Source organism: Serratia sp. UGAL515B_01, assembly GCF_033095805.1.
In the GTDB taxonomy this organism is placed as follows: Bacteria; Pseudomonadota; Gammaproteobacteria; order Enterobacterales; family Enterobacteriaceae; genus Chania.
In genome coordinates this window covers 2,795,224-2,821,622 of sequence record NZ_CP109901.1, presented here as the reverse complement: position 1 = coordinate 2,821,622, position 26,399 = coordinate 2,795,224, and the positions used below count along the sequence as shown (strand labels likewise).

At 49.0% G+C, this 26,399-nt stretch carries 18 protein-coding genes, 6 tRNA genes and 1 pseudogene; 7 read left to right on the top strand and 18 right to left on the bottom strand.

The window, feature by feature from the left end:
- Positions 1-14 precede the first annotated feature (14 nt).
- A complete protein-coding gene (gene leuS / locus OK023_RS12685) occupies positions 15-2,597 on the bottom strand; it encodes a leucine--tRNA ligase (protein ID WP_317693073.1) in 2,583 nt (860 codons plus the stop codon).
- Between the two features lie 370 nt (positions 2,598-2,967).
- On the opposite strand from leuS, the gene OK023_RS12680 reads away from it, so the two are divergent.
- Both OK023_RS12680 and OK023_RS12675 read left to right on the top strand, forming a co-directional pair.
- Positions 2,968-3,450, top strand: a complete 483-nt coding sequence (locus OK023_RS12680; protein WP_317693071.1) for a zinc ribbon-containing protein — start codon at positions 2,968-2,970, stop codon at positions 3,448-3,450.
- Positions 3,451-3,549: 99 nt separating this feature from the next.
- Positions 3,550-3,633 (top strand): annotated as a pseudogene (locus tag OK023_RS12675) (IS6 family transposase); the annotation flags it as partial.
- Between the two features lie 66 nt (positions 3,634-3,699).
- Here the strand turns inward: OK023_RS12675 and lnt are convergent.
- The 6 genes from lnt to miaB all read right to left on the bottom strand — a co-directional run bounded on the left by lnt (position 3,700) and on the right by miaB (position 10,116).
- Positions 3,700-5,229, bottom strand: a complete 1,530-nt coding sequence (gene lnt, locus OK023_RS12670; protein WP_317693070.1) for an apolipoprotein N-acyltransferase — start codon at positions 5,227-5,229, stop codon at positions 3,700-3,702.
- Positions 5,230-5,236: 7 nt separating this feature from the next.
- Positions 5,237-6,115 carry a CNNM family magnesium/cobalt transport protein CorC gene (gene corC / locus OK023_RS12665; RefSeq protein ID WP_317693069.1) on the bottom strand — a complete coding sequence of 293 codons (879 nt, stop codon included), beginning with the start codon at positions 6,113-6,115 and terminating at the stop codon, positions 5,237-5,239.
- A gap of 80 nt (positions 6,116-6,195) precedes the next feature.
- Positions 6,196-6,669, bottom strand: a complete 474-nt coding sequence (gene ybeY, locus OK023_RS12660) for an rRNA maturation RNase YbeY (protein ID WP_317693068.1) — start codon at positions 6,667-6,669, stop codon at positions 6,196-6,198.
- A complete protein-coding gene (locus OK023_RS12655) occupies positions 6,666-7,721 on the bottom strand; it encodes a PhoH family protein (protein ID WP_317693067.1) in 1,056 nt (351 codons plus the stop codon). Before OK023_RS12655 ends, ybeY begins: the two co-directional genes overlap by 4 nt.
- 232 nt (positions 7,722-7,953) lie before the next feature.
- Positions 7,954-8,289: a zinc ribbon domain-containing protein YjdM gene (locus tag OK023_RS12650; protein WP_317693066.1), complete on the bottom strand. Its 336-nt coding sequence runs from the start codon at positions 8,287-8,289 to the stop codon at positions 7,954-7,956.
- Between the two features lie 402 nt (positions 8,290-8,691).
- Entirely contained in the window at positions 8,692-10,116 is a 1,425-nt protein-coding gene (gene miaB / locus OK023_RS12645) for a tRNA (N6-isopentenyl adenosine(37)-C2)-methylthiotransferase MiaB (protein ID WP_317693065.1), read from the bottom strand.
- A 251-nt stretch (positions 10,117-10,367) separates the two neighbouring features.
- On the opposite strand from miaB, the gene ubiF reads away from it, so the two are divergent.
- Entirely contained in the window at positions 10,368-11,549 is a 1,182-nt protein-coding gene (gene ubiF, locus OK023_RS12640; protein ID WP_317693064.1) for a 3-demethoxyubiquinol 3-hydroxylase, read from the top strand.
- A gap of 139 nt (positions 11,550-11,688) precedes the next feature.
- Here the strand turns inward: ubiF and OK023_RS12635 are convergent.
- From OK023_RS12635 to asnB, 7 genes are all read right to left on the bottom strand, one after another.
- Positions 11,689-11,763: transfer RNA gene (locus OK023_RS12635), tRNA-Gln, on the bottom strand.
- A 22-nt stretch (positions 11,764-11,785) separates the two neighbouring features.
- Positions 11,786-11,862, bottom strand: a tRNA-Met gene (locus tag OK023_RS12630).
- Positions 11,863-11,900: 38 nt separating this feature from the next.
- Positions 11,901-11,975: transfer RNA gene (locus OK023_RS12625), tRNA-Gln, on the bottom strand.
- Positions 11,976-12,016: 41 nt separating this feature from the next.
- Positions 12,017-12,091, bottom strand: a tRNA-Gln gene (locus tag OK023_RS12620).
- Between the two features lie 29 nt (positions 12,092-12,120).
- Positions 12,121-12,205, bottom strand: a tRNA-Leu gene (locus OK023_RS12615).
- Positions 12,206-12,211: 6 nt separating this feature from the next.
- A tRNA-Met gene (locus tag OK023_RS12610) sits at positions 12,212-12,288 on the bottom strand.
- A gap of 297 nt (positions 12,289-12,585) precedes the next feature.
- Positions 12,586-14,253, bottom strand: a complete 1,668-nt coding sequence (gene asnB / locus OK023_RS12605) for an asparagine synthase B (protein WP_317693063.1) — start codon at positions 14,251-14,253, stop codon at positions 12,586-12,588.
- 595 nt (positions 14,254-14,848) lie between these two features.
- Here asnB and OK023_RS12600 point away from each other — a divergent pair.
- Entirely contained in the window at positions 14,849-14,995 is a 147-nt protein-coding gene (locus OK023_RS12600; RefSeq protein WP_317697688.1) for a DUF4431 domain-containing protein, read from the top strand.
- 29 nt (positions 14,996-15,024) lie between these two features.
- Here the strand turns inward: OK023_RS12600 and OK023_RS12595 are convergent, their stop codons facing one another.
- From OK023_RS12595 to nagB, 4 genes are all read right to left on the bottom strand, one after another.
- On the bottom strand, positions 15,025-15,777 hold the full coding sequence (locus OK023_RS12595; protein WP_317693062.1) for an HAD-IIA family hydrolase: 753 nt from the start codon (positions 15,775-15,777) through the stop codon (positions 15,025-15,027).
- 136 nt (positions 15,778-15,913) lie between these two features.
- Entirely contained in the window at positions 15,914-17,134 is a 1,221-nt protein-coding gene (gene nagC, locus OK023_RS12590) for a DNA-binding transcriptional regulator NagC (RefSeq protein WP_317693061.1), read from the bottom strand.
- 26 nt (positions 17,135-17,160) lie between these two features.
- Positions 17,161-18,300: an N-acetylglucosamine-6-phosphate deacetylase gene (nagA, locus tag OK023_RS12585; protein WP_317693060.1), complete on the bottom strand. Its 1,140-nt coding sequence runs from the start codon at positions 18,298-18,300 to the stop codon at positions 17,161-17,163.
- A gap of 18 nt (positions 18,301-18,318) precedes the next feature.
- Positions 18,319-19,119, bottom strand: coding sequence for a glucosamine-6-phosphate deaminase (gene nagB / locus OK023_RS12580; RefSeq protein ID WP_317697685.1), 801 nt, complete (start codon positions 19,117-19,119; stop codon positions 18,319-18,321).
- 335 nt (positions 19,120-19,454) lie between these two features.
- On the opposite strand from nagB, the gene nagE reads away from it, so the two are divergent.
- The 3 genes from nagE to OK023_RS12565 all read left to right on the top strand — a co-directional run bounded on the left by nagE (position 19,455) and on the right by OK023_RS12565 (position 26,254).
- Positions 19,455-21,488, top strand: coding sequence for an N-acetylglucosamine-specific PTS transporter subunit IIBC (gene nagE / locus OK023_RS12575; protein ID WP_317693059.1), 2,034 nt, complete (start codon positions 19,455-19,457; stop codon positions 21,486-21,488).
- A 188-nt stretch (positions 21,489-21,676) separates the two neighbouring features.
- Positions 21,677-23,341 (top strand): glutamine--tRNA ligase, encoded by a 1,665-nt coding sequence (gene glnS, locus OK023_RS12570; protein ID WP_317693058.1) that lies wholly within the window; start codon positions 21,677-21,679, stop codon positions 23,339-23,341.
- Positions 23,342-23,590: 249 nt separating this feature from the next.
- Positions 23,591-26,254, top strand: a complete 2,664-nt coding sequence (locus OK023_RS12565) for a family 20 glycosylhydrolase (protein ID WP_317693057.1) — start codon at positions 23,591-23,593, stop codon at positions 26,252-26,254.
- Positions 26,255-26,399 lie beyond the last annotated feature (145 nt).

Genomic DNA, 26,399 nt, shown 5'->3' with positions numbered 1-26,399 from the left:
ATAGCCTCCTTGGGTTAACCCACGACCAGATTAAGCAATTTGCCTGGAACATAGACCACTTTTCGCACTGTGACCCCTTCCAGATATTTAGCCACCAGATGTTCTTGGGAGGCGTATTCACGAACTTGTTCTTCTGTAGCATTGGCAGGTACAGTGATTTTGGCGCGTACTTTGCCATTAACTTGAACCACAACCAGTTTGGAGTCTTCAACCATCGCTGCATCGTCTGCCACCGGCCACGCAGCAGTATCTACATCTCCTCCGCCATTCAATGCTTGCCACAGATTGAAGCAGACATGTGGAGTAAACGGATACAACATACGGACGACTGCCAGTAAGGCTTCCTGCAACAGTGCACGATCCTGTTCGGTTTCCTGCGGTGCACGGCCAAGTTTGTTCATTAACTCCATCACCGCGGCAATCGCGGTGTTGAACGTTTGGCGGCGGCCGATATCGTCAGTGACTTTAGCGATAGTTTTATGCAAATCACGGCGCAAGGTTTTCTGATCTTCATTCAATCCAGCAACATTAAGCGGCTGAACGTCTCCTTTTGCTACATGATCGTAGGCCAGTTTCCAGACGCGTTTCAGGAAGCGGTTGGCGCCTTCAACGCCAGACTCCTGCCATTCCAGGGTCATTTCTGCCGGAGAGGCAAACATCATGAACAAGCGAACGGTATCAGCACCGTATTTCTCTACCATAACTTGTGGGTCGATACCGTTATTTTTCGATTTCGACATTTTACTCATGCCAGCATAGACCAGCTCATTGCCGTGAGGATCGGTTGCTTTGATAATGCGACCTTTCTCGTCACGTTCTACGTTGGCATCAACGGGGGAAACCCAGATACGTTCACCATTTTTACCGGTGTAGTAGAAGGCATCTGCCAGAACCATTCCCTGACACAACAAACGTTTGGCAGGCTCATCAGAATCAACCAGCCCAGCATCGCGCATCAGCTTATGGAAGAAGCGGAAATACATCAGGTGCATGATGGCATGTTCGATGCCGCCGACATACTGATCGACAGGTAACCAGTAGTTTGCCGCAGCGGGGTCCAGCATTCCTTCGTCGTACTGTGGGCAGGTATAGCGTGCGTAGTACCAGGATGATTCCATGAAGGTGTCGAAGGTGTCGGTTTCACGCAGTGCAGGCTGGCCGTTAACCGTGGTTTTTGCCCAATCGGGATCGGCTTTGATGGGACTCGTGATGCCATCCATTACCACGTCTTCCGGTAGGATCACGGGCAGTTGATCCTCTGGTGTAGGAATAACGGTACCGTCTTCCAGCGTTATCATCGGGATTGGCGCACCCCAATAGCGCTGACGTGAAACACCCCAGTCGCGTAGGCGATAGTTGACTTTACGCTGGCCAACACCTTTGGCTACCAGCTTATCGGCGATGGCGTTGAAACCAGCCAGATTATCCAGACCGTCAAATTCAGCGGAATTAAAGAGATTGCCCTTTTCGGTCATCGCTTCTGAACTAACGTCTGGTTCGCTGCCGTCAAGGTTGAGAATAACCGGTTTGATTTGCAGCCCGTATTTGCTGGCGAACTCCCAATCACGCTGATCGTGGGCCGGAACAGCCATCACTGCACCGGTGCCATATTCCATCAAGACGAAGTTGGCAACCCAGATTGGCAGTTTCTCTCCACTCAATGGATGTATGGCAAACAGGCCGGTAGCCATGCCTTTCTTTTCCATTGTGGCCATGTCTGCTTCAGCCACTTTAGTGTTGCGGCACTCATCGATGAATTCGACCAACGCTGGATTGTTTTTCGTACCAAGCTGCGCCAGCGGATGACCAGCGGCAACAGCGACATAAGTCGCCCCCATGAAGGTATCTGGTCGGGTGGTATAAACGGTGACTTTCTCATCGCTATTGGCCACATTGAAGGTGATCTCCACCCCTTCTGAGCGGCCAATCCAGTTGCGCTGCATGGTTTTAACCTGCTCTGGCCAACTTTCAAGCGTGTCCAGATCGTTTAGCAACTGATCGGCATAGTCAGTGATTTTAATGAACCATTGCGGGATCTCTTTACGCTCGACTTTGGTGTCGCAACGCCAGCAACAGCCGTCGATAACCTGCTCGTTAGCCAGTACGGTGAGATCGTGTGGGCACCAGTTAACCGCTGAGGTCTTTTTGTAAACCAACCCCTTTTCATACAGTTTGGTAAAGAACCACTGTTCCCAACGGTAGTAATCAGGCTTGCAGGTGGCAATCTCACGATCCCAGTCATAGCCGAAGCCCAGCAGTTTGAGCTGGTTCTTCATATATTCAATATTGTCGTAGGTCCAGGGCGCAGGGGCAGTATTGTTTTTCACCGCTGCCCCTTCTGCAGGCAAGCCAAAAGCATCCCACCCGATCGGTTGCAATACGTTTTTACCCAACATACGCTGGTAGCGGGAGATCACATCACCAATAGTGTAGTTACGAACATGACCCATGTGCAGGCGACCTGAAGGATAGGGCAGCATAGATAGGCAGTAATACTTTTCTTTGCTTGCGTCTTCGGTAACCTTAAAAGTTTGCTTCTCTTGCCAGTGAAGCTGTACGTTCGGCTCTATATCTTCGGGGCGGTATTGCTCTTGCATGGCGGCTGGTGGTCCTATAGGTGTAAACAGCTATCCTTTTATCTTTCAAGTTACAGCATGATTGGCTGTGTACGCTCAACCTGGTCGCGAATTTCACGTACTGGCGACCTCACGTGATTTGAAATCTAGCGGGGATATACCGTAGCACTTTGTTGATTACTGATAGATTCGCATAGCATAGCTGATAAGACCTCTCGGCAACAACACCAAGCCCCCAGACTCGGCGTATTAATGCAAAACCTTGGCATGATATGACTCACAATCTGCCGATCCCTCACCTTGTGAACGGCATCAGCGATTTACGGCTAAAGTTATAAAGAGTAGTTTGATATAACAAGTCCTGTCACTGTAGCTTATCAGGGGAGACGCTATGCATAAGGTTGCTCAGTATTACCGTGAGTTAGTGATATCACTGACAGAACGTTTGAAGAATGGGGAACGAGACATTGACGAACTGGTCGCCAGCGCAGAAAAGCGATTGCACGAGTTGGGGGAGTTGACCCAGACGGAAGTAGAACAACTGACCCAGGCTGTTCGTCGCGACCTGGAAGAGTTCGCTCGTAGCTACGGAGAAAGTCATGAGAAATTCACCGACAGCGTGTTCATGCGAGTAATTAAAGAAAGTCTGTGGCAAGAGCTTGCAGATATTACTGATAAGACACAGTTGGAATGGCGTGAGGTGTTCAAAGATGTTAGTCACCATGGCGTATATCAAAGCGGAGAGGTCGTCGGGCTAGGTAATTTGGTCTGCGAGAAGTGCCACCATCGCCTTGCTTTCTACACGCCTGAATTTTTACCACTCTGTCCCAAATGCGGGCACGATCAGTTTCATCGCCGGCCTTTCAAGCCTTAATGGCATTCGGGAGTAATCTATGCAGATAACCCCGCAGTGACGGTTGTGTCGCATTAAGGCACCGGCGCGTAATATACTGTTTTTTGATGTTACTTTCCGATGCCTTTGATCCGAAATGCCGTTAGTCGCCTGCATTCCCCCGCGGATGTCATCGCACAATGTGTTCGTGGATATCTGGCTTACATTTTTCAGCCATTGCAATAGATCGGGGAAACTTGGCATAAGGTCCCCCGATCTGCAGAATGGTTTTTATCTGCGGCGTAAACCAGCAAACAACACAATGACACCTAACAGAAAGGTAATTATCCATACCGGTATAGAGCCAAAACGGGCATAAGGCGTGACACCGGTGGTTGGTGTGACCTTCACTTCTAACACTTTCCGGGCGAATTGCGGGATGATTGCGATAACGTCACCTGTTGGTCCAACGGCTGCAGTGATGCCATTGTTGGTGCTACGTAATAGTGGTCTGCCCAGCTCCAGAGCGCGCATGCGTGCCATTTGGAAGTGTTGCCATGGGCCTATGGAGTGCCCAAACCAGGCATCGTTCGAAATGGTCAGTAGGAAGTTGGTATCTGGCCGGAAATTATCACGTACCTGCTGTCCAAGCACAATTTCATAGCAGATGGCTGCAGTCAGGTTGTAACCCCGCACGCTGAGTTGCGGTTGTATATAGCTACCGCGGCTGAATGAGGACATCGGTAAGTCAAAGAGCGGTGCTAATGGGCGTAATAGCGTTTCCAACGGGACAAACTCACCAAATGGAACCAAGTGGTGTTTGTCGTAACGATTGGCAGCAGGATAGCTATAGGGTGTTTCTTCACCAAGCACGATCATGCTGTTGAAGATTTTTGTCCCTTGAGGCGTGGCGCGAGCATCAACAATGCCCGTGATCAGGCTGCTATTATTGGTTCGCATCAGACCGTCCATCATGGTTAGAAACCCGTTCTGATTACCTTCAATATCCGGGACAGCTGACTCAGGCCAGATGATAATGGGAGCCTTGCCCATAAACGGACGGCTTTCATCCAAATAGGTTTGCAGTGTGGTCAGCAGCGCTTTTGGATCCCACTTCATCGATTGTTCAATATTGCCTTGGACCATGGCAATGTTTACCGCTTTTTCCTGTTGCGGTGTAAACCACTGCAGTTGGCGCAGTGGCCAAGGCAAGAGCAACATGGCTATGGCAATGATAGCTGGTGTGATGCGGCGCTGATGGATGGCAAAGACCAGCAATCCACTGAGAGACATCAAGATAAATGTGATGGCATCAACACCCAATAAAGGTGCAATACCTTTCAATGGCCCGTCTATCTGGCTATAGCCAAACTGTAACCAAGGGAAGCCGGTAAGCACCCAGCCACGTAGGAATTCGGTCAGTTGCCACAGAACGGGGGCGGCGATCGCCAGTCGCCACCAAGTGGTGCGCGGCCAGAACAATGCCAGTAAACCGGCAAACAGGCCGGTATAAAGTGAGAGATAAGCTGCCAGTAAAATGACCAGAAAGATATTTACGGCAAACGGCATGCCACCGAAGTCAGCAATGCTAACGTAAACCCAGTTTACCCCTGTGCCAAATAGCCCCATTCCCCAGCAGAAACCGAGTACGGCGGATTGTTTGGTGGTGCGGTTGAGAGTTACAGCCAGCAGGCCAAACAGGGAGACAATAGCCGCTGGCCACATATCGTACGGAGAAAACGCCAGCGTTCCGCAGGCACCTGACAATAACGCCAGCAGGGCGCGAACCCGCTGGCGTTCCAGTAATGAGGCTTTAGCCATGTGAGATTTAATCTTCCAGTTTCGGTTGTGGAGAATCGTCCGGAATTTTGACATGGACTTGGATGATGCGTCGACTGTCAGCTACTGCAACCTTAAACAGGTAACCTTCGATTTCAATGGATTCTCCGCGCGCAGGAAGATGGCCGAAGGCCTGCATCACTAGACCGCCAATGGTATCTACTTCATCGTCACTGAAGTTGGTACCAAACGTTTCGTTGAAATCTTCGATTGGTGCCAGTGCCCTTACGGTGAACATATGGCGGCTCAGTTGGCGAACATCGCGATCTTCTTCATCATCGTATTCGTCTTCAATTTCACCGACAATCAGCTCCAGAATATCTTCAATGGTGACCAGACCGGATACGCCGCCGAATTCATCAATAACGATCGCCATATGATAACGCTGGGAGCGAAACTCCTTCAGCATACGGTCAACCCGTTTGCTTTCTGGAACCACTACGGCAGGGCGTAATACTTTGTCGATGCTGAATGGTTCAGAATCTGTGCGCATAAACGGCAGCAAATCCTTGGCCATCAAAACGCCCTCGATGTGATCTTTATCTTCGCTAATCACCGGAAAGCGTGAGTGGGCGGATTCGATGATTACGTCCAGACACTCTTCCAGTTGTTGGTTACGCTTGAGCGTTACCATCTGGGAGCGCGGGATCATGATGTCGCGCACGCGCTGCTCGGCGATATCCATCACGCCTTCCAGCATGTCTCGGGTATCGGGATCGATCAGATCGTTTTGCTCGGAATCACGGATCAGCTCCACCAAATCGCCACGGTTTTTGGGCTCACCATGGAACAACTGGTTAAGGATTAGAGTAAAGAACCCCTTTTTGGGACTGGGGTTGTCATTGTTTTGTGAATGGTCGTCGCTCATGGCGTTTTAGTTAATATCACTCATGTCAGAGTTGTTAAAGTTAGCGGCAGCCCATGGGGCTGTGGGGTACTCAGCTAACATCAGAGAGGATCTTTTTCCGCGAGGTAAGGGTCGGGATATCCCATTTCCTGCATAATCTCGGTTTCTAAAGATTCCATTTCTTCGGCCTCATCATCTTCGATGTGATCATACCCTAGCAGATGAAGGCAGCCGTGAACAACCATATGCGCCCAGTGTGCTTCCAGCACTTTCTGTTGTTCAATCGCTTCGAGTTCAACCACCTGACGGCAAATGATCAAATCGCCCAGCAAGGGTAATTCGATTCCTGGCGGAGCCTCAAAAGGAAATGATAGCACGTTGGTAGGTTTGTCTTTGCCGCGGTAGGTTAAATTCAACTCGTTGCTTTCCGCCTCATCCACCACACGGATAGTCACCTCTGCCATTTCCTGAAACTGTGGCAACACGTTTTCCAGCCAACGCTGGAACGTGGTTTCAGCCGGTAATCCTTCCGCGTTGGCGCAGGCGATTTGCAAATCAAGAATGACCTGACTCATGGTATTTCCTGCCCTGAGGGGGATTGTGCTTCGTGTTTGCGCTGTTCTGCAATAGCATCTTTGCGTTTCTGTTCGGCGGCCTCCCAAGCTTCATAGGCGATAACGACTCGAGCGACGACCGGATGGCGTACAACGTCTTCGCTATGGAAGAAATTAAAACTGATCTCTTCGACTTCAGACAACACTTCCACGGCATGACGCAAACCGGATTTCTGGTTACGTGGCAGATCGATCTGGGTCACGTCCCCGGTGATTACCGCCTTTGAGTTAAAACCGATACGTGTCAGGAACATTTTCATCTGTTCAATGGTCGTGTTCTGACTTTCATCAAGAATGATAAAAGCATCATTCAGCGTACGGCCACGCATATAGGCCAAGGGAGCGACTTCTATCACATTACGTTCGATCAGCTTTTCCACACGCTCGAAGCCTAGCATTTCGAACAATGCGTCATACAGTGGGCGCAGATATGGGTCAACTTTCTGGCTTAAATCGCCCGGCAGGAAGCCCAGCTTCTCACCGGCCTCAACGGCTGGACGGGTTAAAAGAATACGCCGTATTTCCTGGCGTTCTAGTGCATCAACGGCTGCTGCAACGGCCAGATAAGTTTTGCCTGTTCCCGCTGGCCCAATGCCGAAAGTAATGTCGTGGGCAAAAATATTGGCGATGTATTGTGCCTGATTTGGAGTGCGGGGTTTGACCATACCGCGTTTGGTTTTTATGGTTACCGCTTTACCGTAATCGGGAATGCTATCGGCGGCTTGCTCCAGAACACGGCTCTCTTTGATGGCCAGGTGGATCTGTTCTGGATCGATATCTGGGATCACACCTCGGATGGGAGCGGTATCCACATACAGATGGCGAAGGATATCAGCGGCAGCGACGACACAAATGTTTTTGCCAACCAATTTAAAGCGGTTATCGTGGCGATTGATTTCAATCCCCAGCCGGCGCTCAAGTTGTTTGATATTGTCATCAAATGGGCCACACAGGCTAAGCAGGCGGTTGTTGTCTGCGGGCTCTAACAGAATTTCTTGTGTTGCGACGTTCAAATGATTCCTCAAGGCTCAAATAGGGCCTGGTTGATGTCACGTAACGCGTTTTCGTTACGTACGGTCAGGGTAAACCTGAAGCTCTCTATCTTGAATTATTCATGGAGTACTGCGTGGGCGCAAGTACACCCTGAACTATCTGTGCGTCTGAGGCGGAATTCAAGGGTAGGAAGTGATAACAGGCCAAATAGGTTGGCCTGTAGGTATGAAGTAACGTGGCGATCAGATGAGATCAGTTCTTTTTAACAAACTCGGATTTCAGCTTCATCGGGCCAAAACCATCGATTTTGCAATCGATGTTGTGATCGCCTTCTACCAGACGGATGTTCTTCACTTTGGTTCCGATTTTCAGCATTGAAGAACTGCCTTTGACTTTCAGATCCTTGATTACCGTTACGGCATCGCCATCGGCCAGCAGATTTCCGTTAGCGTCTTTCACGATCAGAGAGTCAGTGTCTTCCGCAAGTGAACTATCACCCCATTCATGAGCACACTCAGGGCAAATAAACAGGTCGTTATCCTGATAGGTGTATTCGGAATTGCACTTAGGGCAGTGTGGGAGTTGCATTATTGTGTTGCCTCATAAACAAAATAAAAAAGAAAATATACCCGTCATACTTCAAATTGCTTGGTTGTTGGCTGCCTTCGTTCACCCTAGTCACTTACCTGAGTAAGTGACTAGGGATCCGCTCAGTTGCCGCCTACAAGCAACTCGAATTATTTTGGGTATAGATATCCACAATAACCCGCGTTGCATGAAAGCAGAAAGACTGTGACAAATCTATCGCTAACAGATTTGAACAGCGCTTGCATTGGCCCTTAGGATGAACCTCATGGATGAGTCTCATCGTCCCCAGGAGCACAATCACTATGTGACTGGGGGAGCAAACAACTTGAACTATGGCGGGGCGCCGGACAGAAACTGTCCGGCAGAAAAAACGCGAAGGGACACAGCCTGGCTAAATTAGCCTTAAGGCTGGAAGGTACCGACGCCCAACTCATCTTCCTTACGAGTACGTGCGATCACTGATTGGGGAGATTCATGCACCCGCAGTTCCATTTGTTGTTCGGTACGTATCACCGTACCGCTCAGTGAATTGGTTCGAGCTTCGGTAATTTCGATATCCACAAACTGACCGATCATATCGGGTGTACCTTCGAAGGTGATCCCACGGTTGCACTCGGTACGACCAAACAGCGCCATGATGTTTTTGCGCGCAGGCCCTTCGACTAAAACGCGTTGCACGGTACCAAGCATGCGACGGCTATATTGCATCGCTTGTTGGTTGATTCGGTCTTGCAGAATGTGCAAACGCCGTTTTTTCTCCTCTTCGCTGACGTCATCGACCATATCTGCCGCTGGCGTACCAGGACGTTGAGAGAACATGAAGCTGTAACTGTTATCGAAGTTGACTTCAGCAATCAGATTCATGGTCTGTTCAAAGTCTGCCTGTGTTTCCCCAGGGAAGCCGACAATGAAGTCTGAACTGACTTGGATATTGGGCCGCGCTTTGCGCAACTTGCGGATAATGGCTTTATATTCCAGCGTGGTATGCGCACGTTTCATCATGGTCAGGATACGATCCGAACCGCTTTGTACTGGCAGATGCAGGAAGCTGACCAACTCAGGAGTATCTTCATAAACCGCAATGATATCGTCGGTAAATTCGATAGGATGGCTGGTGGTAAAGCGAATGCGGTCGATACCGTCGATCGCCGCTACCAAGCGTAATAACTCGGCGAACGAGCATATCCCACCGTCGTAGGTTGCCCCCCGATAGGCGTTAACGTTCTGACCTAGCAGGTTCACTTCGCGCACACCTTGTGCTGCAAGTTGGGCCACTTCGAACAGCACATCATCGCTTGGGCGGCTCACTTCTTCACCACGGGTATAAGGGACCACGCAGTAGGTACAATATTTGTTACAACCTTCCATAATCGAAATAAAGGCAGTAGGGCCGTCTGCTCGTGGTTCGGGCAAACGATCAAATTTTTCGATTTCCGGGAAGCTGATATCAACGATTGGACTGTGTGTGCCAGTAACGTGGTTGATCATTTCCGGCAGACGATGCAGCGTTTGTGGGCCAAAAATGATGTCGACACAAGGGGCTCTGCTACGAATAAGCTCACCCTCCTGTGAAGCTACGCATCCGCCAACACCGATGATTAGTGCCGGGTTCTTTTCTTTCAGCTGTTTCCAGCGACCAAGCATATCGAAAACTTTTTCCTGTGCTTTCTCGCGTATCGAGCAGGTATTCATCAGCAACACGTCAGCTTCTTCGACGTTTTGGGTCCATTCATAACCGTGTGTGCTTCCCAGTAAATCTACCATTTTTGATGAGTCATACTCATTCATCTGGCAGCCCCAGGTTTTGATATGTAGTTTTTTCGTCATTGACTTGCCATCACTCAGTGCGGAGAGGAAATTGCGTTACATGTCATGTAGGAGGCACATTGTAAACATTTGACGCGGTTGTGACCAGCGGGGTGAAAGCAGTATGCGACCTGAAGCCAGATTAAAAATCCGTTACACTAGGCTGTCTCTCTCAATTGCCAGCGGCGTTTGTGCGTAGTTGAGGGTGACAACCTAACAGACACGCCGTAACCAGTAGCACGGTTTTCAATTAACGAACAAGTATAACCAAAATGATGACTTATCAAAAACAGGTTGATGCCGTTGTAGTTGGCGGTGGGATGGTTGGTGCTGCAGCTGCGTTAGGATTGGCTCGTGCGGGGCTTTCGGTAGCGCTGTTAGAACATCAGGCACCTCAAAACTTCGATGCTCAAAGTCCTCCGGATCTGCGTATTTCCGCGATTGGTTGTGCTTCTGTTGGTTTGTTGAAGCAACTGGATGTTTGGTCGGCAGTGGAACAGATGCGAGTAGCACCTTATCGCAGGCTGGAAACTTGGGAATGGGAATCTTCACGCGTCGTATTTGATGCCGCGTCTTTAGGGTTGCCTGAACTCGGGTGTATGGTTGAGAACCGTATTTTACAACTAGCGCTGTGGCAGCAAGTTGAACAGTGCAAAAATATAGCGGTGTATTGCCCAGCCAAACTGCAATCTATGCATCGTGAGCCAGAGCACTGGCAAGTAACATTGAGCTCTGCAGAGGTACTTCAGGCACGTTTGGTAGTGGGTGCTGATGGTGCTCATTCGCAAGTACGGCAGATGGCGGCTATTGGGACGAGCGGTTGGCAATATCGTCAAACGTGTATGTTGATTACCGTGGAAACAGCAGCCCCGCAGCAGGATGTCACTTGGCAGCAATTTTTTCCTTCAGGACCACGGGCTTTTTTACCCCTTTATGATCAATGGGCGTCGCTGGTTTGGTATGACACACCAGAACGCATCCGCCAGTTGCTGGCGTTGTCCATGACGCAGCTTGAAAAGGAGATTGCTGCTGCTTTTCCCCCCCGCTTAGGAGCTGTAAAAGCTCATGCTGCTGGAGCGTTTCCTCTGGTGCGTCGTCATGCGCAACGTTATGTACAAACGGGACTAGTATTGCTCGGAGATGCAGCGCATACCATTAATCCACTCGCTGGGCAGGGGGTAAATCTTGGTTATCGTGACGTGGATGCGCTATTAGACGTTGTAACCGTTGCACGTGAGAAAGGCGAGGATTGGGCTTGTGAAGATGTTCTGATGCGTTATCAGCGTCGTCGTCGCGCAGATAACTTAGTGATGCAAAGTGGTATGGATCTTTTCTACGGCATATTTAGCAATAATTTGGCGCCGTTAGGGGTTGTGCGCAATCTGGCACTTATGGCAGCGCAACGGGCAGGTAAGCTAAAAGAGCGCGCGCTGAAATATGCACTCGGCCTGTAATAGGCTTGAGTCATCATTACTTAGAGCCTACCCCATGGCGAGTGAAAACGTCTTAATGAGGGAGTTTTATATAATATGGCTGATAGTGTTTGCAGGACCAACAAAGCAAAAAGCTCGCTTGAGCGAGCTTTTTTGAACTTGGCTGGGGTGCCAGGATTCGAACCTGGGTATGCTGGTATCAGAAACCAGAGCCTTACCGCTTGGCGACACCCCAATTGTAGTACAAATTTAAGTCATGGTGGCTACGACGGGATTTGAACCTGTGACCCCATCATTATGAGTGATGTGCTCTAACCAGCTGAGCTACGTAGCCATTATCTTGAATTATTTTTGTGGGTCAAGCGTGCTGTATGGCTGGGGTACCTGGATTCGAACCAGGGAATGCCGGTATCAAAAACCGGTGCCTTACCGCTTGGCGATACCCCAATAATACAATTGACTAGCAGCGTATCATTTTTATGAAAAAATGGCTGGGGTACCTGGATTCGAACCAGGGAATGCCGGTATCAAAAACCGGTGCCTTACCGCTTGGCGATACCCCAACTGCTGTATGCATGACAATGAAGGAAAATGGTGCGGGAGGCGAGACTTGAACTCGCACACCTTGCGGCGCTAGAACCTAAATCTAGTGCGTCTACCAATTTCGCCACTCCCGCAAATTATGGTGGCTACGACGGGATTCGAACCTGTGACCCCATCATTATGAGTGATGTGCTCTAACCAACTGAGCTACGTAGCCATCTTTTTTGCTCTACCTTCATCGGTGTTGCGGGGCGCATTATGCGTATATGGTCGTTTTGCGTCAACAAGTTTTTTCCCGAAAAAGCGACTGAACGTTCCATTTGTCTGGGTTGTGAACAGTGTGTCGATAAAATCATCAAATTACGCGACCGCTGGTGGTGAATATCAACAAAAAAGCGGGCCAGTAGGCCCGCCGAGTATTACACCCTATACCTTTTGTTTTTCAAGTTGCTGGGACTGTGTGACTGATCCCTGTGAAACCGGTGGCAGCAACAGTCTACCTGCATCTTGATATTTATTGATTATAGGCCGACTGATGTACGCCCACAGCTCGACCAGAAGGATCGTCCATTCTTTTGAAAGATTCGTCCCATTCGATGGCTTTCGCCGAAGAGCAAGCTACCGATGGGCCACCTGGGACACATTCTGCAGCGCTTGGCAGCGGGAACAGCTCTTCGAAGATCTCACGATACAGGTAGCCTTCTTTAGAGGTTGGTGTGTTGTATGGGAAACGGAAACCTGCAGTTTCAAGCTGTTTATCGCTAATCTGCTGCGCAGCGACTTCTTTTAAAGTGTCGATCCAACTGTAACCGACCCCGTCGGAAAACTGCTCTTTCTGACGCCAAGCCACGCTTGCTGGCAGGTAAGATTCAAAACACTCGCGGATAATATGTTTTTCCATTTTACCGTTACCGCACATTTTGTCCTGTGGGTTGATACGCATGGCTACATCAAGGAAATTCTTGTCCAGGAAGGGAACACGCGCCTCCACTCCCCAGGCAGACATGGCTTTATTGGCACGTGCGCAGTCGTACATATGTAGCGCGAGCAGTTTACGTACGGTTTCTGCGTGGAATTCTTTGGCATTTGGTGCTTTATGAAAATACAAATAGCCACCAAACACCTCATCAGCCCCTTCGCCAGATAACACCATCTTGATGCCCATAGCTTTAATTTTACGTGACATCAGGTACATCGGTGTTGAGGCACGGATAGTCGTAACATCATAGGTTTCGATGTGATAAATCACATCACGGATAGCGTCCAGACCTTCCTGCACGGTGAAATGGATCTCATGATGTACGGTGCCAAGGTGATTAGCCACTTCCTGTGCCGCATGCAGGTCCGGTGAACCCTCAAGGCCAACGGCGAAGGAGTGAAGCTGTGGCCACCAGGCTTCGCTACGTTCATCATCTTCTACCCTGCGTGCAGCATATTTTTTTGTGATGGCGGAAATGACGGAGGAGTCTAACCCACCAGAGAGCAGCACGCCGTAGGGCACGTCAGACATCAGGTGGCTTTTCACTGACTCTTCCAGCGCGTTACGCAAGGCGTTGGCATCGGTGACATTATCTTTGACATTGTCAAAATCAAACCAATCGCGCTGGTAATATTCACGGATTTCACCATCCTGGCTCCACAGGTAACTGCCAGCAGGGAATTCTTTGAGGGTACGGCATACAGGAACCAACGCTTTCATTTCGGAGGCGACAAACCGGTTACCGTGCTCATCAAAACCCATGTATAGCGGGATGATGCCGAGATGATCGCGGCCAATCAGATAGGCATCTTTCTCCGTATCGTACAGCACAAAGGCGAACATGCCCTGTAGCTCATCCAAGAAGCCCGGACCTTGCTCCTGATACAGCGCCAAGATGACTTCACAATCTGAACCTGTCTGAAATTCGTAACGATCCCCCAGCTTTTGACGTAATGCCTGGTGGTTATAAATTTCACCGTTAACGGCTAAAACATGCGTACGTGCAGCGTTGTAAAGCGGTTGGGCACCGTTATTCACGTCGACAATCGATAACCTTTCATGGACTAGAATGGCTTTGTCGCTAGCATAAACGCCGGACCAGTCCGGGCCGCGATGGCGCATCAGCCGAGACAACTCCAACGCTTTTTTACGCAGTTCAACAGAATCGGACTTCAGATCTAGCACACCGAAAATAGAACACATACAAACTCTCCTAGCGACTTTTTGTGGCTGTAATGTTGATGTGCAACATGCCAGTTTTAATCATAAAAGCGCGGCTTTGTTGCCTTCTGATTATGAAAATGCGGCAAAACATAAGGAGGATGCAAGCGATTTAGCATTGAGATGAAAAATAGTCAGAGGGAAGCCAGTAAAAATTAGGGAATATTCATTTTCCTACAACTTTTTTTGTTAAAAATTCATTTTTCGAATCATTGAGTTGAGCGACGAGGAAATTTTCTGGAAATTTACTGTATTCGCAGCGCGTGCTGGTGCATATCTTCGGCGCCAATAAATGCGCCTGCCCTCGCAACGGTTATTGACGAGGTTAAGTCAATTTGCATGACTGATACTTTGTCAGTTTATTGGGGCCGGATTAATTAGGTGAGCGTATATACTCGTCATACTTCAAGTTGCTTGGGTGTTGACTGCCTTCGTTCACCCCAGTCACTTACCTGAGTAAGCTCTTGGGGCTTCGCTCAGTTGCCGCCTACAAGCAACTCGAATTATTTTGGGTATATATATGATGCTGATAAACATCAACCGACATCAAGCAAATTGGAATGTGCAATGACAGCTTCTGCTAACGGTACAGGAGCGGGGATCGTTAAAGCGATTGTTAGGGGAAAAAGTTACCGTCGGTGGCGATATTCTATTAGCGTTAAGCCGTGAACATCACACACCGATGTTGTTGAATGCTATTTTTCGGTTGAATAACGGCTTCTGAAACCAGGTATCGATGCTGGCTGCTATAGATTAAAAAATCGTAATATCTGCAACAGAAGGGTAAATATGGCTGGGGCGGAACGGCATCTTTTCAACATCGTCGAGCGTAGAAACGCCTGATAGAACCAGAATGGTTTCCAGCCCGGCTTGGAAGCCCGCCAGAATATCGGTGCGCAGGTTATCACCGACAATCACTGTTTCCTCGGAATGTGCCTGCATCTTGTTTAGGGCGGCACGAATGATCCATGGGCTTGGTTTGCCGACGTAGAAAGGTTGACGGCCAGTGATTTTTTCAATCGGGGCGCATAGCGCACCACAGGCAGGAACCAATCCGTGGCCATGGGTATCTGGGTTGGTGGCGATAAAGCGCGCTCCTTGGTTCACGAAGTAGGCTGCTTTATGCATCATATCCCAGTTATAGGAGCGCGTTTCGCCGACGATGACGAAATCTGGATTGATGTCAGTAATAGTAAAACCGGCTTTATACAATTCGTGTATGAGCGCACCTTCACCAATAACATAGGCTTTTTTGCCTTCCTGACGACGCAGAAAATCGGCAGTCGCCATGGCAGAGGTATAAAACGCACTTTCTGGCACGTTCAGCCCAGCAGCCAAAAAGCGATTAGCCAGATCCTGCTCGGTTTGAGATGGGTAATTTGTCAGCACTACCAACGGCATCCCTTGTTCTTGGACCCGTGCGAGAAACTGGTCTGCGCCTGGAACCGGGGTATTGTCATGCAGTAGTACACCGTCGATGTCACATATTACGTTCTTAATAATCATTGTCGCGGTTTCTCATGATGAAAGCAGAGCAGCAAACACTGAGTGAGCCTCTACCAAAAAATAGCTTAACTACTTCTTAATAGCCTTAGTCCTGAGGGGCTGCGGCACAGCATTAAGTGCAATTGAGGTATGCAGCCTAGCCTTCCAGCAGTTGCTGTAAAAGTACACCGTTTAGCATTGCCTGTTTGACCAGGGCAAAAGCACCAATTGCCGAGCGATGATCGAGTTCAGAAGTTACTACTGGCAGATTCTTACGGAATTCTTTCAGAACCTGATTATTAATACAGCTTTGGATGGCGGGTAACAATACCTTATCTGCTTCGGTGATTTCACCCGCAATCACCACTTTTTGTGGATTAAACAGGTTAATGGCTATCGCTATCGCTTTCCCCAGATAACGCCCAACGTGCTCTATCACCTCGCTTGCCAATAAGTCACCCCGGTTGGCGGCTTTGCATATCGCATCAATGCAACAGTTTTCCAGTGTCATTTTGCTTGGATAGCCTTGAGTTAACAGGCGACGCACACGTTGTTCAATAGCGGCGTTTGCTGCCACGGTTTCCAGACAGCCAAAGTTACCGCAATGGCATCGTTCCCCTAGAGGATCTATTTGTATGTGGCCAATCTCACCTACGTTACCATTATTACCTATAAGTATCTGACCGTTAACGATGATCCCTGCACCCGTTCCCCGATGCAAGCGTACCAGAATCGAGTCTTCACAGTTACGCGTGGCACCGAAGTAATGCTCCGCCAATGCTAAGCTGCGGATATCATGGCCGACAAAACTGGTGACGTTGAAATATTGTTGAAGCTTATCGACTAATGCCCAATTGTTGACATCAATGTGTGGCATATAGCGTACGACACCCAAAGTTGAATCCACCAAGCCTGGTAGAATAACGGCAATGGCGATCAGTTCGCGCAGTTTGCGCTGATAGTTTGCGATAAACTGCGTAATGGCGTTGAACAATGCATTTTCCAGCGTTTCTTGAGTGCGCTCTGGTAAAAGGTAATGTTCCTCACCCAACGATTTGCCACTCATGTCATACAAAGTAATGGTGGCATCGCGACGGCCAAGACGAACGGCGACAGTATGGAATGGGCGTGTTTCTGAGACAATAGAGATAGCGCGGCGACCACCGGTGGAGGCTTGCTGATCGACTTCTTTGATCAGCCCGCGCTCCAACAGCTGGCGAGTAATTTTTGTGATGCTGGCGGGGGCAAGCTGGCTGAGTTCTGCAATTTGAATGCGCGAGATAGGGCCTTGTTGGTCTATCAGGCGATAAACTGCGGCGCCATTAAGTTGTTTAACTAAATCAATATTCCCTATTTGTGCTTGTCCGCTGGTACTCATCAATAATTTTGCTCGCTATTTTTGATTTAAACCTCGTCGCCATTCACGAAGGTTTTTATGATTTTGTAATCACGGGTAAATGCTGTCAGGTTAGCGACTTTACCGGTTTCTATTGTACCTAAGCGTTTTTCAACACCGATCGCTCGCGCTGGATACAATGAAGCCATCCGTAGTGCCTCATCCAGTGCGATCCCCGCGTATTCAACGCTGTTTTGCACCGCCTCGATCATGGTCAGTGCAGAACCGCTGAGAGTACCTTGTTCGTCAACGCAGAGCCCATCACGATAGTATATTGTTTTACCAGCGAAAATAAATTGGTCAATATCAGCTCCTGCCGGAGCGGTGGCATCGGTAACCAGAACCAACTTATCACCTTTTAGCCGCTTGGCATTACGGATACTCGCCCAGGCTACATGGTGCCCATCGGCAATGATGCCGGTATAGACCTCTGGCGCATCAAAGATAGCCCCTATCAGACCCGGTTCGCGGCCAGAAATGTAAGGCATCGCGTTGTAAAGGTGGGTGGCGAAGCGGATCCCCGCGGCGAAGCCGATACGTGCCTGATCGTAAGTGGCGTTGGAATGGCCTGCGGAGACCAAGATACCCGCTTGGGTCAACTGTTGGATAAAGTGTGGTTCTACCATTTCTGGCGCCAGTGTCACTTTGGTGATCACATCAGCATTGGCACACAGGTGCTCGATCATCTCACGGGTAGGTTTGCGGATAAAGGCAGGGTTGTGCGTGCCTTTTTTCGCTGGGCTGAGATATGGCCCTTCCAAGTGGAGACCAAGCGCTTGATTCGGATTGTTTTTCAGATATTCACGCATCACATCGATGGCATGCTTCATAACGTCGTCACTGCATGTGATCAGCGTGGGTAGATAACTGGTACAACCGGATTTTTCGTTGGCGTGTTGCATTATTTGCAGCGTTTTTTCCGATATGTCTTCCAGTGAATCGTTGAATTGTACGCCGCCGCAGCCATTAAGTTGAACGTCGATGAAACCAGGGGCTAGGATGGCACCACCCAGCTCGCGAGTTTCGATGCCAGCGGGCAATTCAGCCAATGTGCAGACGCTGTCAATCAGACCATCAGCAATCACAACCGCATGATTATCCAGCACATCGTAGCCAGTGAAAATCCTGCATTGGGTTAAAGCGAACATGTAGCCCCCTGAAAAAGATTAAAGACTATTAACGCTTGCCGCTTCTAATTCGCGGAAATATTTAACGGTTTTGACTTTCAGTTCCATAGTGGAAGGTTCATCACAAACGACCACGGATTTAGCGTGCAGTTGTAAACAACTGATGGTCCACAAGTGGTTGATGCAACCTTCAACTGCAGCTTCCAGGGCCAGAGCCTTACCACGGCCCGTTACCAGGATCATTACCTCTTCTGCATCCAGCAGAGTCCCTACACCTACGGTAAGAGCGAATTTGGGTACTAAGTTGACATCACCACCGAAGAAACGGGAATTGGCGATGCGTGTTTCTTCGGTCAACGTTTTGATGCGGGTACGTGAAGCCAGAGAGGAGGCGGGTTCGTTAAATGCAATGTGCCCGTCAACGCCGACGCCGCCCATGAAAAGGTGAACCTTGCCGTAGGATTTTATTTTCTCTTCGTAGCGTCGACATTCTTCATCAACGTCAGGTGTATTGCCGTTTAGCAGATTGATGTTTTCATGCGGAATATCCACGTGATCAAAGAAGTTGTGATACATGAACGTATGGTAGCTCTCTGGGTGTTCCTGCGGTAGGCCAACATATTCGTCCATATTGAAAGTCACAACGTGCTTAAAGCTGACTTCACCAGCTTTATGCATCGCAATCAGGTGCTTATAAGCTTCTAGCGGTGTGCCGCCGGTTGGCAGACCAAGCACAAAAGGGCGATCAGCTGTGGGTTTGAACGCATTGATACGCTGAACGATATGGCGTGCAGCCCATTTGCCAACTTGTGTAGTGTCTTTCAGTGGGATAAGTCTCATCATACACCTCTAGGTAGAATAAACTGTGGCTATACTGTAGCGAGCAATAACTTGAATTTTAAACGACACGCAGCTTTGCCGAGTTTGTGTTAGGTATTATTACCGGTAATTATTTTTAATCATAAAATAAGTTTTGTGCAATGGCTAGCATAGTGACGAATCAAGACTGACTTTTAGTGATTTAAATCACAGAATATAAGGTTTTAATTTGCGATACGAAATAATTTTTTTACACTCCACATGAGTAATTCGTGCCATATGCTATTTCTAAAAGGTAGTAAGCTTTCAAATAAACTACTTACAAAGGTCCGTTCGCGGACGAATAAGGGGAAAAGGTGAACATTCTTAGCTATTTACAAAAGGTGGGCCGGGCCTTGATGGTTCCGGTAGCCGTACTGCCCGCTGCCGCTATTCTAGTGGGCATCGGTTACTGGATTGACCCTGTCAGTTGGGGGGGGAGCAATGCCCTGGCAGCGCTGTTTATCAAATCGGGTTCCGCTATTATCGACAACATGGCCGTGCTGTTTGCCGTCGGTGTCGCTTATGGTATGTCAAAAGACAAAGACGGTGCGGCTGCATTGACCGGTTTTGTTGGCTTTCTGGTTTTAACCACCCTATGTTCACCTGCTGCTGTGGCAATGATCCAGAAAATCCCGGTTGATCAGGTTCCTGCTGCTTTCAGTAAAATCCAGAACCAGTTTGTCGGTATCTTGGTCGGTATTATTTCTGCTGAAATCTATAACCGCTACAGCGGTGTTGAGTTGCCGAAAGCCTTATCGTTTTTCAGTGGTCGTCGTTTGGTGCCAATCCTCATCTCTTTCCTGATGATCTTGGTTGCCTTCATCATGATGTACATTTGGCCACTCGTCTTCAGCGTTTTGGTGAGCTTCGGTGAGCACATTCAGAAACTGGGTTCTGTTGGTGCAGGCATTTACGCCTTCTTCAACCGTCTGCTTATTCCTGTTGGTTTGCACCATGCGCTGAACTCCGTATTCTGGTTTGACGTGGCAGGCATTAACGATATCCCTAATTTCTTAGGTGGACAACAGTCTATCGAAGCTGGCAAAGCGGTTGTTGGTGTTACGGGACGTTACCAGGCAGGATTCTTCCCAATCATGATGTTCGGTCTGCCTGGCGCAGCATTGGCTATTTATCACTGCGCGCGTCCAGAGAATAAAGCCAAAGTGTTGGGGATTATGATGGCGGGTGCTTTTGCCGCTTTCTTCACGGGTATCACCGAACCGCTGGAATTCTCCTTTATGTTCGTTGCGCCAGTGTTGTATGTGATCCACGCTGTGCTGACCGGGATTTCCGTATTCATCGCTGCCAGTATGCAGTGGATTGCTGGTTTTGGTTTTAGTGCTGGTTTTGTTGACATGTTCCTGTCAACCCGCAATCCGTTGGCGACTCATTGGTATATGCTGATCCCGCAAGGATTGGTGTTCTTTGTTATCTACTATGTTGTGTTCCGTTTTACGATCAGGAAATTCAATCTGATGACCCCAGGCCGTGAACTGGCGGTTGATGGTGACGAATCTGACGGTTATGACGTCAATACGAGTGCAGGTACAGATCACGAGGAGAGCGAAACGACTTCACTGGCTCGCCGTTACGTTTCAGTTATCGGTGGTTCTGAAAACGTGACCGGTATTGATGCCTGCATCACCCGTCTGCGCTTGAACGTGAAAGATTCCTCGCTGGTCAACGATACGCTGGCTAAACGCCTAGGGGCATCCGGCGTAATTCGTCTTAATAAAGAAAGTGTGCAAATTATCGTTGGGACACGTGCCGAACTGATTGCTAGTGCCATGCGCAATATTGTGGCTTCAGGCCCGATCGCAGCGGCTTCAGCGAACTCTAGCGTAGCGCCAAAAGTAACACCACAGGCGGTTGCTAATGCGCCTAAAGCCGTTTTCCAGACGTTAGTCGCACCGGTAACAGGTGATGTTGTGACTCTGGAACAGGTTCCAGACGAAGCTTTTGCCAGCAAAGCTGTGGGTGACGGTGTGGCGATTCGTCCAACCGAAAAAACAGTTGTAGCACCTGCTGATGGCACTGTCGTGAAGATCTTCAACACTAATCATGCTTTCTGCCTGGAAACAGTTAAAGGTGCCGAAATTGTGGTACACATGGGGATTGATACCGTCGCGCTGAAGGGCTTAGGTTTTAAACGCCTGGTTGAAGAGGGGGCAGAAGTCAAAGCAGGCCAACCGATCCTGGAAATGGATCTGGAATACCTGAATGCTAATGCGCGCTCCATGATCAGCCCAGTTGTTGTCAGCAATTCCGATGACTATGCCGGGCTTACAGCGTTGGCAACCGGTAAAGTGATTGCTGGCCAAACGAAACTGTTTGATATCCAAAAATAGGTCGCGCTTGGTGTTAAGCGATTAATGAAGTGATATGACCATAGCTGGCGGGAAAAGAGCGATCTTTTCCCGCTTTTTATTTTTGTACGGTAGCGGTGTGTTTTCGTGAAACTAACGGTTGTTTCCTGACGTGGCTTGTTGGAACATAGACGATTATGTGAAGCGCTTTGCATTTGAGGAAGAGTGATATGAGTGAGGCCGCAGCCCGCCCAACCAATTTTATCCGTCAGATCATTGATGAAGATCTGGCATCAGGGAAGCACACGTCAATACAGACGCGTTTTCCACCGGAACCTAACGGCTATTTGCATATTGGCCATGCCAAATCCATTTGTCTGAACTTTGGTATTGCTAAAGATTATCAAGGCCAATGCAATCTGCGCTTCGATGACACCAACCCGGCGAAAGAAGATATCGAGTTTGTTGACTCCATCAAACACGACGTAGAGTGGTTGGGCTTTAAATGGAGCGGTAATGTTCGTTATTCTTCTGATTATTTTGACCAGTTGTATCAGTATGCCGTTGAACTGATTAGTAAAGGTTTAGCCTATGTCGATGAGCTGACTGCTGAACAGATCCGGGAGTATCGCGGTACGCTGACGGCTCCGGGTGAGGACAGCCCTTACCGTAACCGTACGGTAGAAGAAAACCTGGCGCTATTTGAAAAGATGCGTAACGGTAAGTTTGCCGAAGGTGCTGCCTGCCTGCGTGCAAAAATCGATATGACATCGCAGTTTATCGTTATGCGCGATCCGGTGATTTATCGTATCAAGTTTGCAGAGCACCATCAGACGGGTAATAAGTGGTGTATCTACCCAATGTATGATTTTACCCACTGTATTTCCGATGCGTTGGAAGGGATCACCCATTCGTTGTGTACGTTGGAGTTTCAGGATAACCGCCGTTTATACGACTGGGTGCTAGATAACATCACTATTGCGTGCCATCCGCGTCAGTATGAGTTCTCGCGCCTCAATCTTGAATACGCCATTATGTCCAAGCGCAAGCTGAGCCAATTGGTTACAGAGAAGGTAGTGGAAGGTTGGGATGATCCGCGTATGCCGACCGTTTCGGGCCTGCGTCGCCGTGGCTATACCCCCGCTTCTATCCGTGAATTCTGCCTGCGTATCGGTGTGACCAAGCAGGAGAATAACGTCGAGATGATGGCGTTGGAGTCCTGTATTCGTGACGATCTTAATGAGAATGCACCGCGGGCCATGGCGGTATTGGACGCGGTGAAGGTGGTTATCGAGAATATGTCGGATGAAGTGGAAATGGTGTCCATGCCTAATCATCCTAACAAACCGGAAATGGGGAGTCGTCAGGTCCCTTTCAGTCGCGAAGTGTACATCGATCGTGCAGATTTCCGTGAAGAAGCCAACAAACAGTACAAACGTCTGGTGTTGGGTAAAGAGGTTCGTCTACGCAACGCCTATGTCATCAAGGCCGAACGTATAGAGAAAGATGCTACTGGTGAGATCACCACCATCTTCTGTACCTATGATCCAGAGACGTTGAGCAAAGATCCTGCCGATGGCCGCAAGGTAAAAGGGGTTATCCACTGGGTATCTGCCGCCCATGCCATACCAGCCGAAATCCGTTTGTATGATCGTCTGTTCAGTGTGGCTAACCCAGGGGCTGCTGATGACTTCCTTTCCACGATTAACCCGGAGTCACTGGTTATCAAGCAGGGTTTTGTCGAGCCAAGCCTGGCAGCAGCACAACCGGAAAAAGCCTACCAGTTTGAGCGCGAAGGCTATTTCTGCGCCGATAGTCGTTATTCTTCGGCCGAACGTCTGGTATTCAACCGCACCGTTGGATTACGCGATACCTGGGCGAAAATTAGCGAATAGCACTAATACAGTATTGTCCCAAAAGCAAGCGCAGCTTAGGCTGCGCTTTTATATCTGCTAAACCAGCCTCACTTTTCCTGTTTCTGAATAATCCAAAATAGCATCTATGCCCGAATTGGAGCGACTGCTACGGCGACATATTTCAGGATGAGAAAGATGTTAAATTCATCGTTACCGCTTTATTCACCGTCTTCTGATTTTGAAAAAATTTGTACTTACAACAACTGATCACACTATAGGTTGAAGAAGATGAACAAGTTTAAGATGAGTGTCTTTGCCGCCCTGATGGCAAGCGTTGAGTTCCTAGGAAGTACAGGACCGGCTATGGCGAACCCGCAGTTGGTTGACCGACTCAGTCAGTTGAAAGTAAACCTCAAGATGCAAGATAACCGTGCGGGTGAACGGGGTGTCGATTGCGCTAAGCTGGGGGCAGACTGGGCATCCTGCCATAAAGTGCTAATGACCTTGAGTAATGATGGGCAGGAAATCAAAGGTAAAGACTGGGCGATCTATTTCCATAGTCCACGTCAGACGCTGAAAGTGGATAACGAACAATTCAGAATTACCCACCTGACTGGCGATCTTTACAGACTGGAACCTACCGAAAAATTCACTCATTTCCCGGCGAATCGAGCGGTTGAAATCCCGATTACTGCTGAATATTGGCAACTGTTCCGCAATGACTTTATCCCTCGCTGGTATGCAACCTCAGGTGATGCCAAACCGAGGGTCTTGGAAAATACCGACACGGAAGATATAGAGCAGTTTGTATCCCCGTTCACCGGCGACCAGTGGAAACGCACCAAGGATGACAACAATATCCTGATGCAGCCGGAAAGCCGTTTTGCTAAAAACCAGGATTTGAGAGTGATGCCAATGGCGGCACTGCGCGGTCAGATCATACCTACCCCGATGGAGATCAAGATCCATCAACATGATGTTGATTTGGGTAACGGTGTTGCTTTGGAACCGAGTGCGTTACCCAGACCAGCTGCTGACGTAATCAGAGAGCGTTTTGAATTACTGGGTATTACCAATAATGTAACTGGTTATCCGATAAAAACCGATATTCAGCCTGGTATCTTTAAAGGTAATGTTGCAGTGTCGGGGGCTTATCAGCTCAAGATTGGTGAGCAAGGGGCCATGGTTACCGGTTTCGATCAGGCTGGGGTGTTTTATGGCCTGCAGTCCATCCTCTCTTTACTGCCATCTGATGGCAGCAAGAAGATTGCTACGCTAGAGGTTAAAGACGCCCCACGCTTCCAGTATCGCGGTATCTTCCTCGACGTTGCGCGTAACTTTCATCACAAAGAGACGGTATTGCGCCTGTTGGATCAGATGGCTGCATACAAGCTGAATAAATTCCATTTCCATTTGACGGACGATGAAGGCTGGCGCATTGAGATCCCAGGTATATCGGAGTTGACTGAGGTGGGAGGGCAGCGTTGCCATGATTTAAGCGAGACAAGCTGCCTGTTGCCACAGTATGGTTCCGGTCCAGAGCCGCACGGTGGTTTCTTCTCTCGCCAAGAGTACATCGACATCATTAAATATGCTCAGGCGCGTCAGATTGAAGTGATCCCCGAGATTGATATGCCGGCACATGCTCGTGCAGCGATAATCTCAATGGAAGCGCGTTATAAGAAACTGCATGCCGAGGGTAAAGAGAAAGAGGCGAATGAGTTTCGCCTGATTGACCCGACCGACACCTCCAATACCACCTCTGTCCAGTACTTCAACCGTCAGAGTTACTTAAACCCATGTCTGGATTCATCGAAGAACTTTGTCGACAAAGTGATCGGTGAAATCGCTCAGATGCACAAGGAAGCTGGGCAACCGCTAAAAACCTGGCACTTTGGCGGTGATGAAGCAAAAAATATCCGTTTGGGCGCTGGCTATACCGATGTTAAGAACCCAGAGGCTGGCAAAGGTATTTTGGATCTGAGCAAGCAAGATAAACCTTGGGCTAAATCTCAGGTGTGCCAGCAGATGATCAAAAACGGCAAAGTGGAAGACATGGAACATTTGCCTAGTTACTTCGGGCTGGAGGTCAGCCAACTGGTGAAATCACACGGCATCGACAGAATGCAGGCGTGGCAGGATGGGCTAAAGGATGCGAAAGATTCGCAGGCATTTGCCACCAAGCATGTTGCGGTGAACTTCTGGGATACGCTGTATTGGGGAGGTTTCGACTCGGCTAATGATTGGGCGAACAAAGGTTATGACGTGATTATCTCCAACCCCGATTACGTCTATCTGGACTTTCCGTACGAAGTTAACCCGAACGAGCGTGGTTATTACTGGGGAACTCGTTTCAGCGATGAACAGAAAATCTTCAGCTTTGCGCCAAATAACCTGCCGCAGAATGCTGAAACCTCGGTTGACCGCGACGGTAATTATTTTGCTGCCAAGAGCGACAAGCCATGGCCGGGCGCCTATGGTCTTTCTGCCCAGATGTGGAGTGAAACACAACGCACCGATCAGGAAATGGAATACATGATCTTCCCACGCGTTCTGTCCGTTGCTGAAAGAGCTTGGCACCGTGCAAATTGGGAACAGGAATATAAAGCTGGCCGTGAATATAAGGGTGGAGAAACCCATCTGGTGGATATCCGAACGCTGGAAAAAGACTGGATGCGCTTTGCCAACCTGATCGGGCAACGTGAACTAGCCAAGCTGGATAAAAGTGGTGTGGGCTATCGCTTGCCAGTACCAGGGGCACGTATCATCGGTGGTACACTGGAGGCAAATATTTCTCTGCCAGGCTTGGGTATTGAATACTCAACTGATGGGGGAAAACAGTGGCAGCGTTATGATGACAAGTCGCGTCCTGCCGTGGTGGGTAAGGTGATCATCCGTGCGGTTAGTCCGGATGGCAAACGCTTCAGCCGTGCAGAGCCAATTAAGGCGTAATACTCTAACCTAACCCATCTGCACCCTGGCGGTTGGGTTAGGTTGTAGTCGTAACAAGTATTGTATGAGCGCGCTGTTACTTTGTCAGATTTTTACCATCGCTATCCCAAGGGGGGCCGGGGATTTTTGGTAACTTGTAAAAACA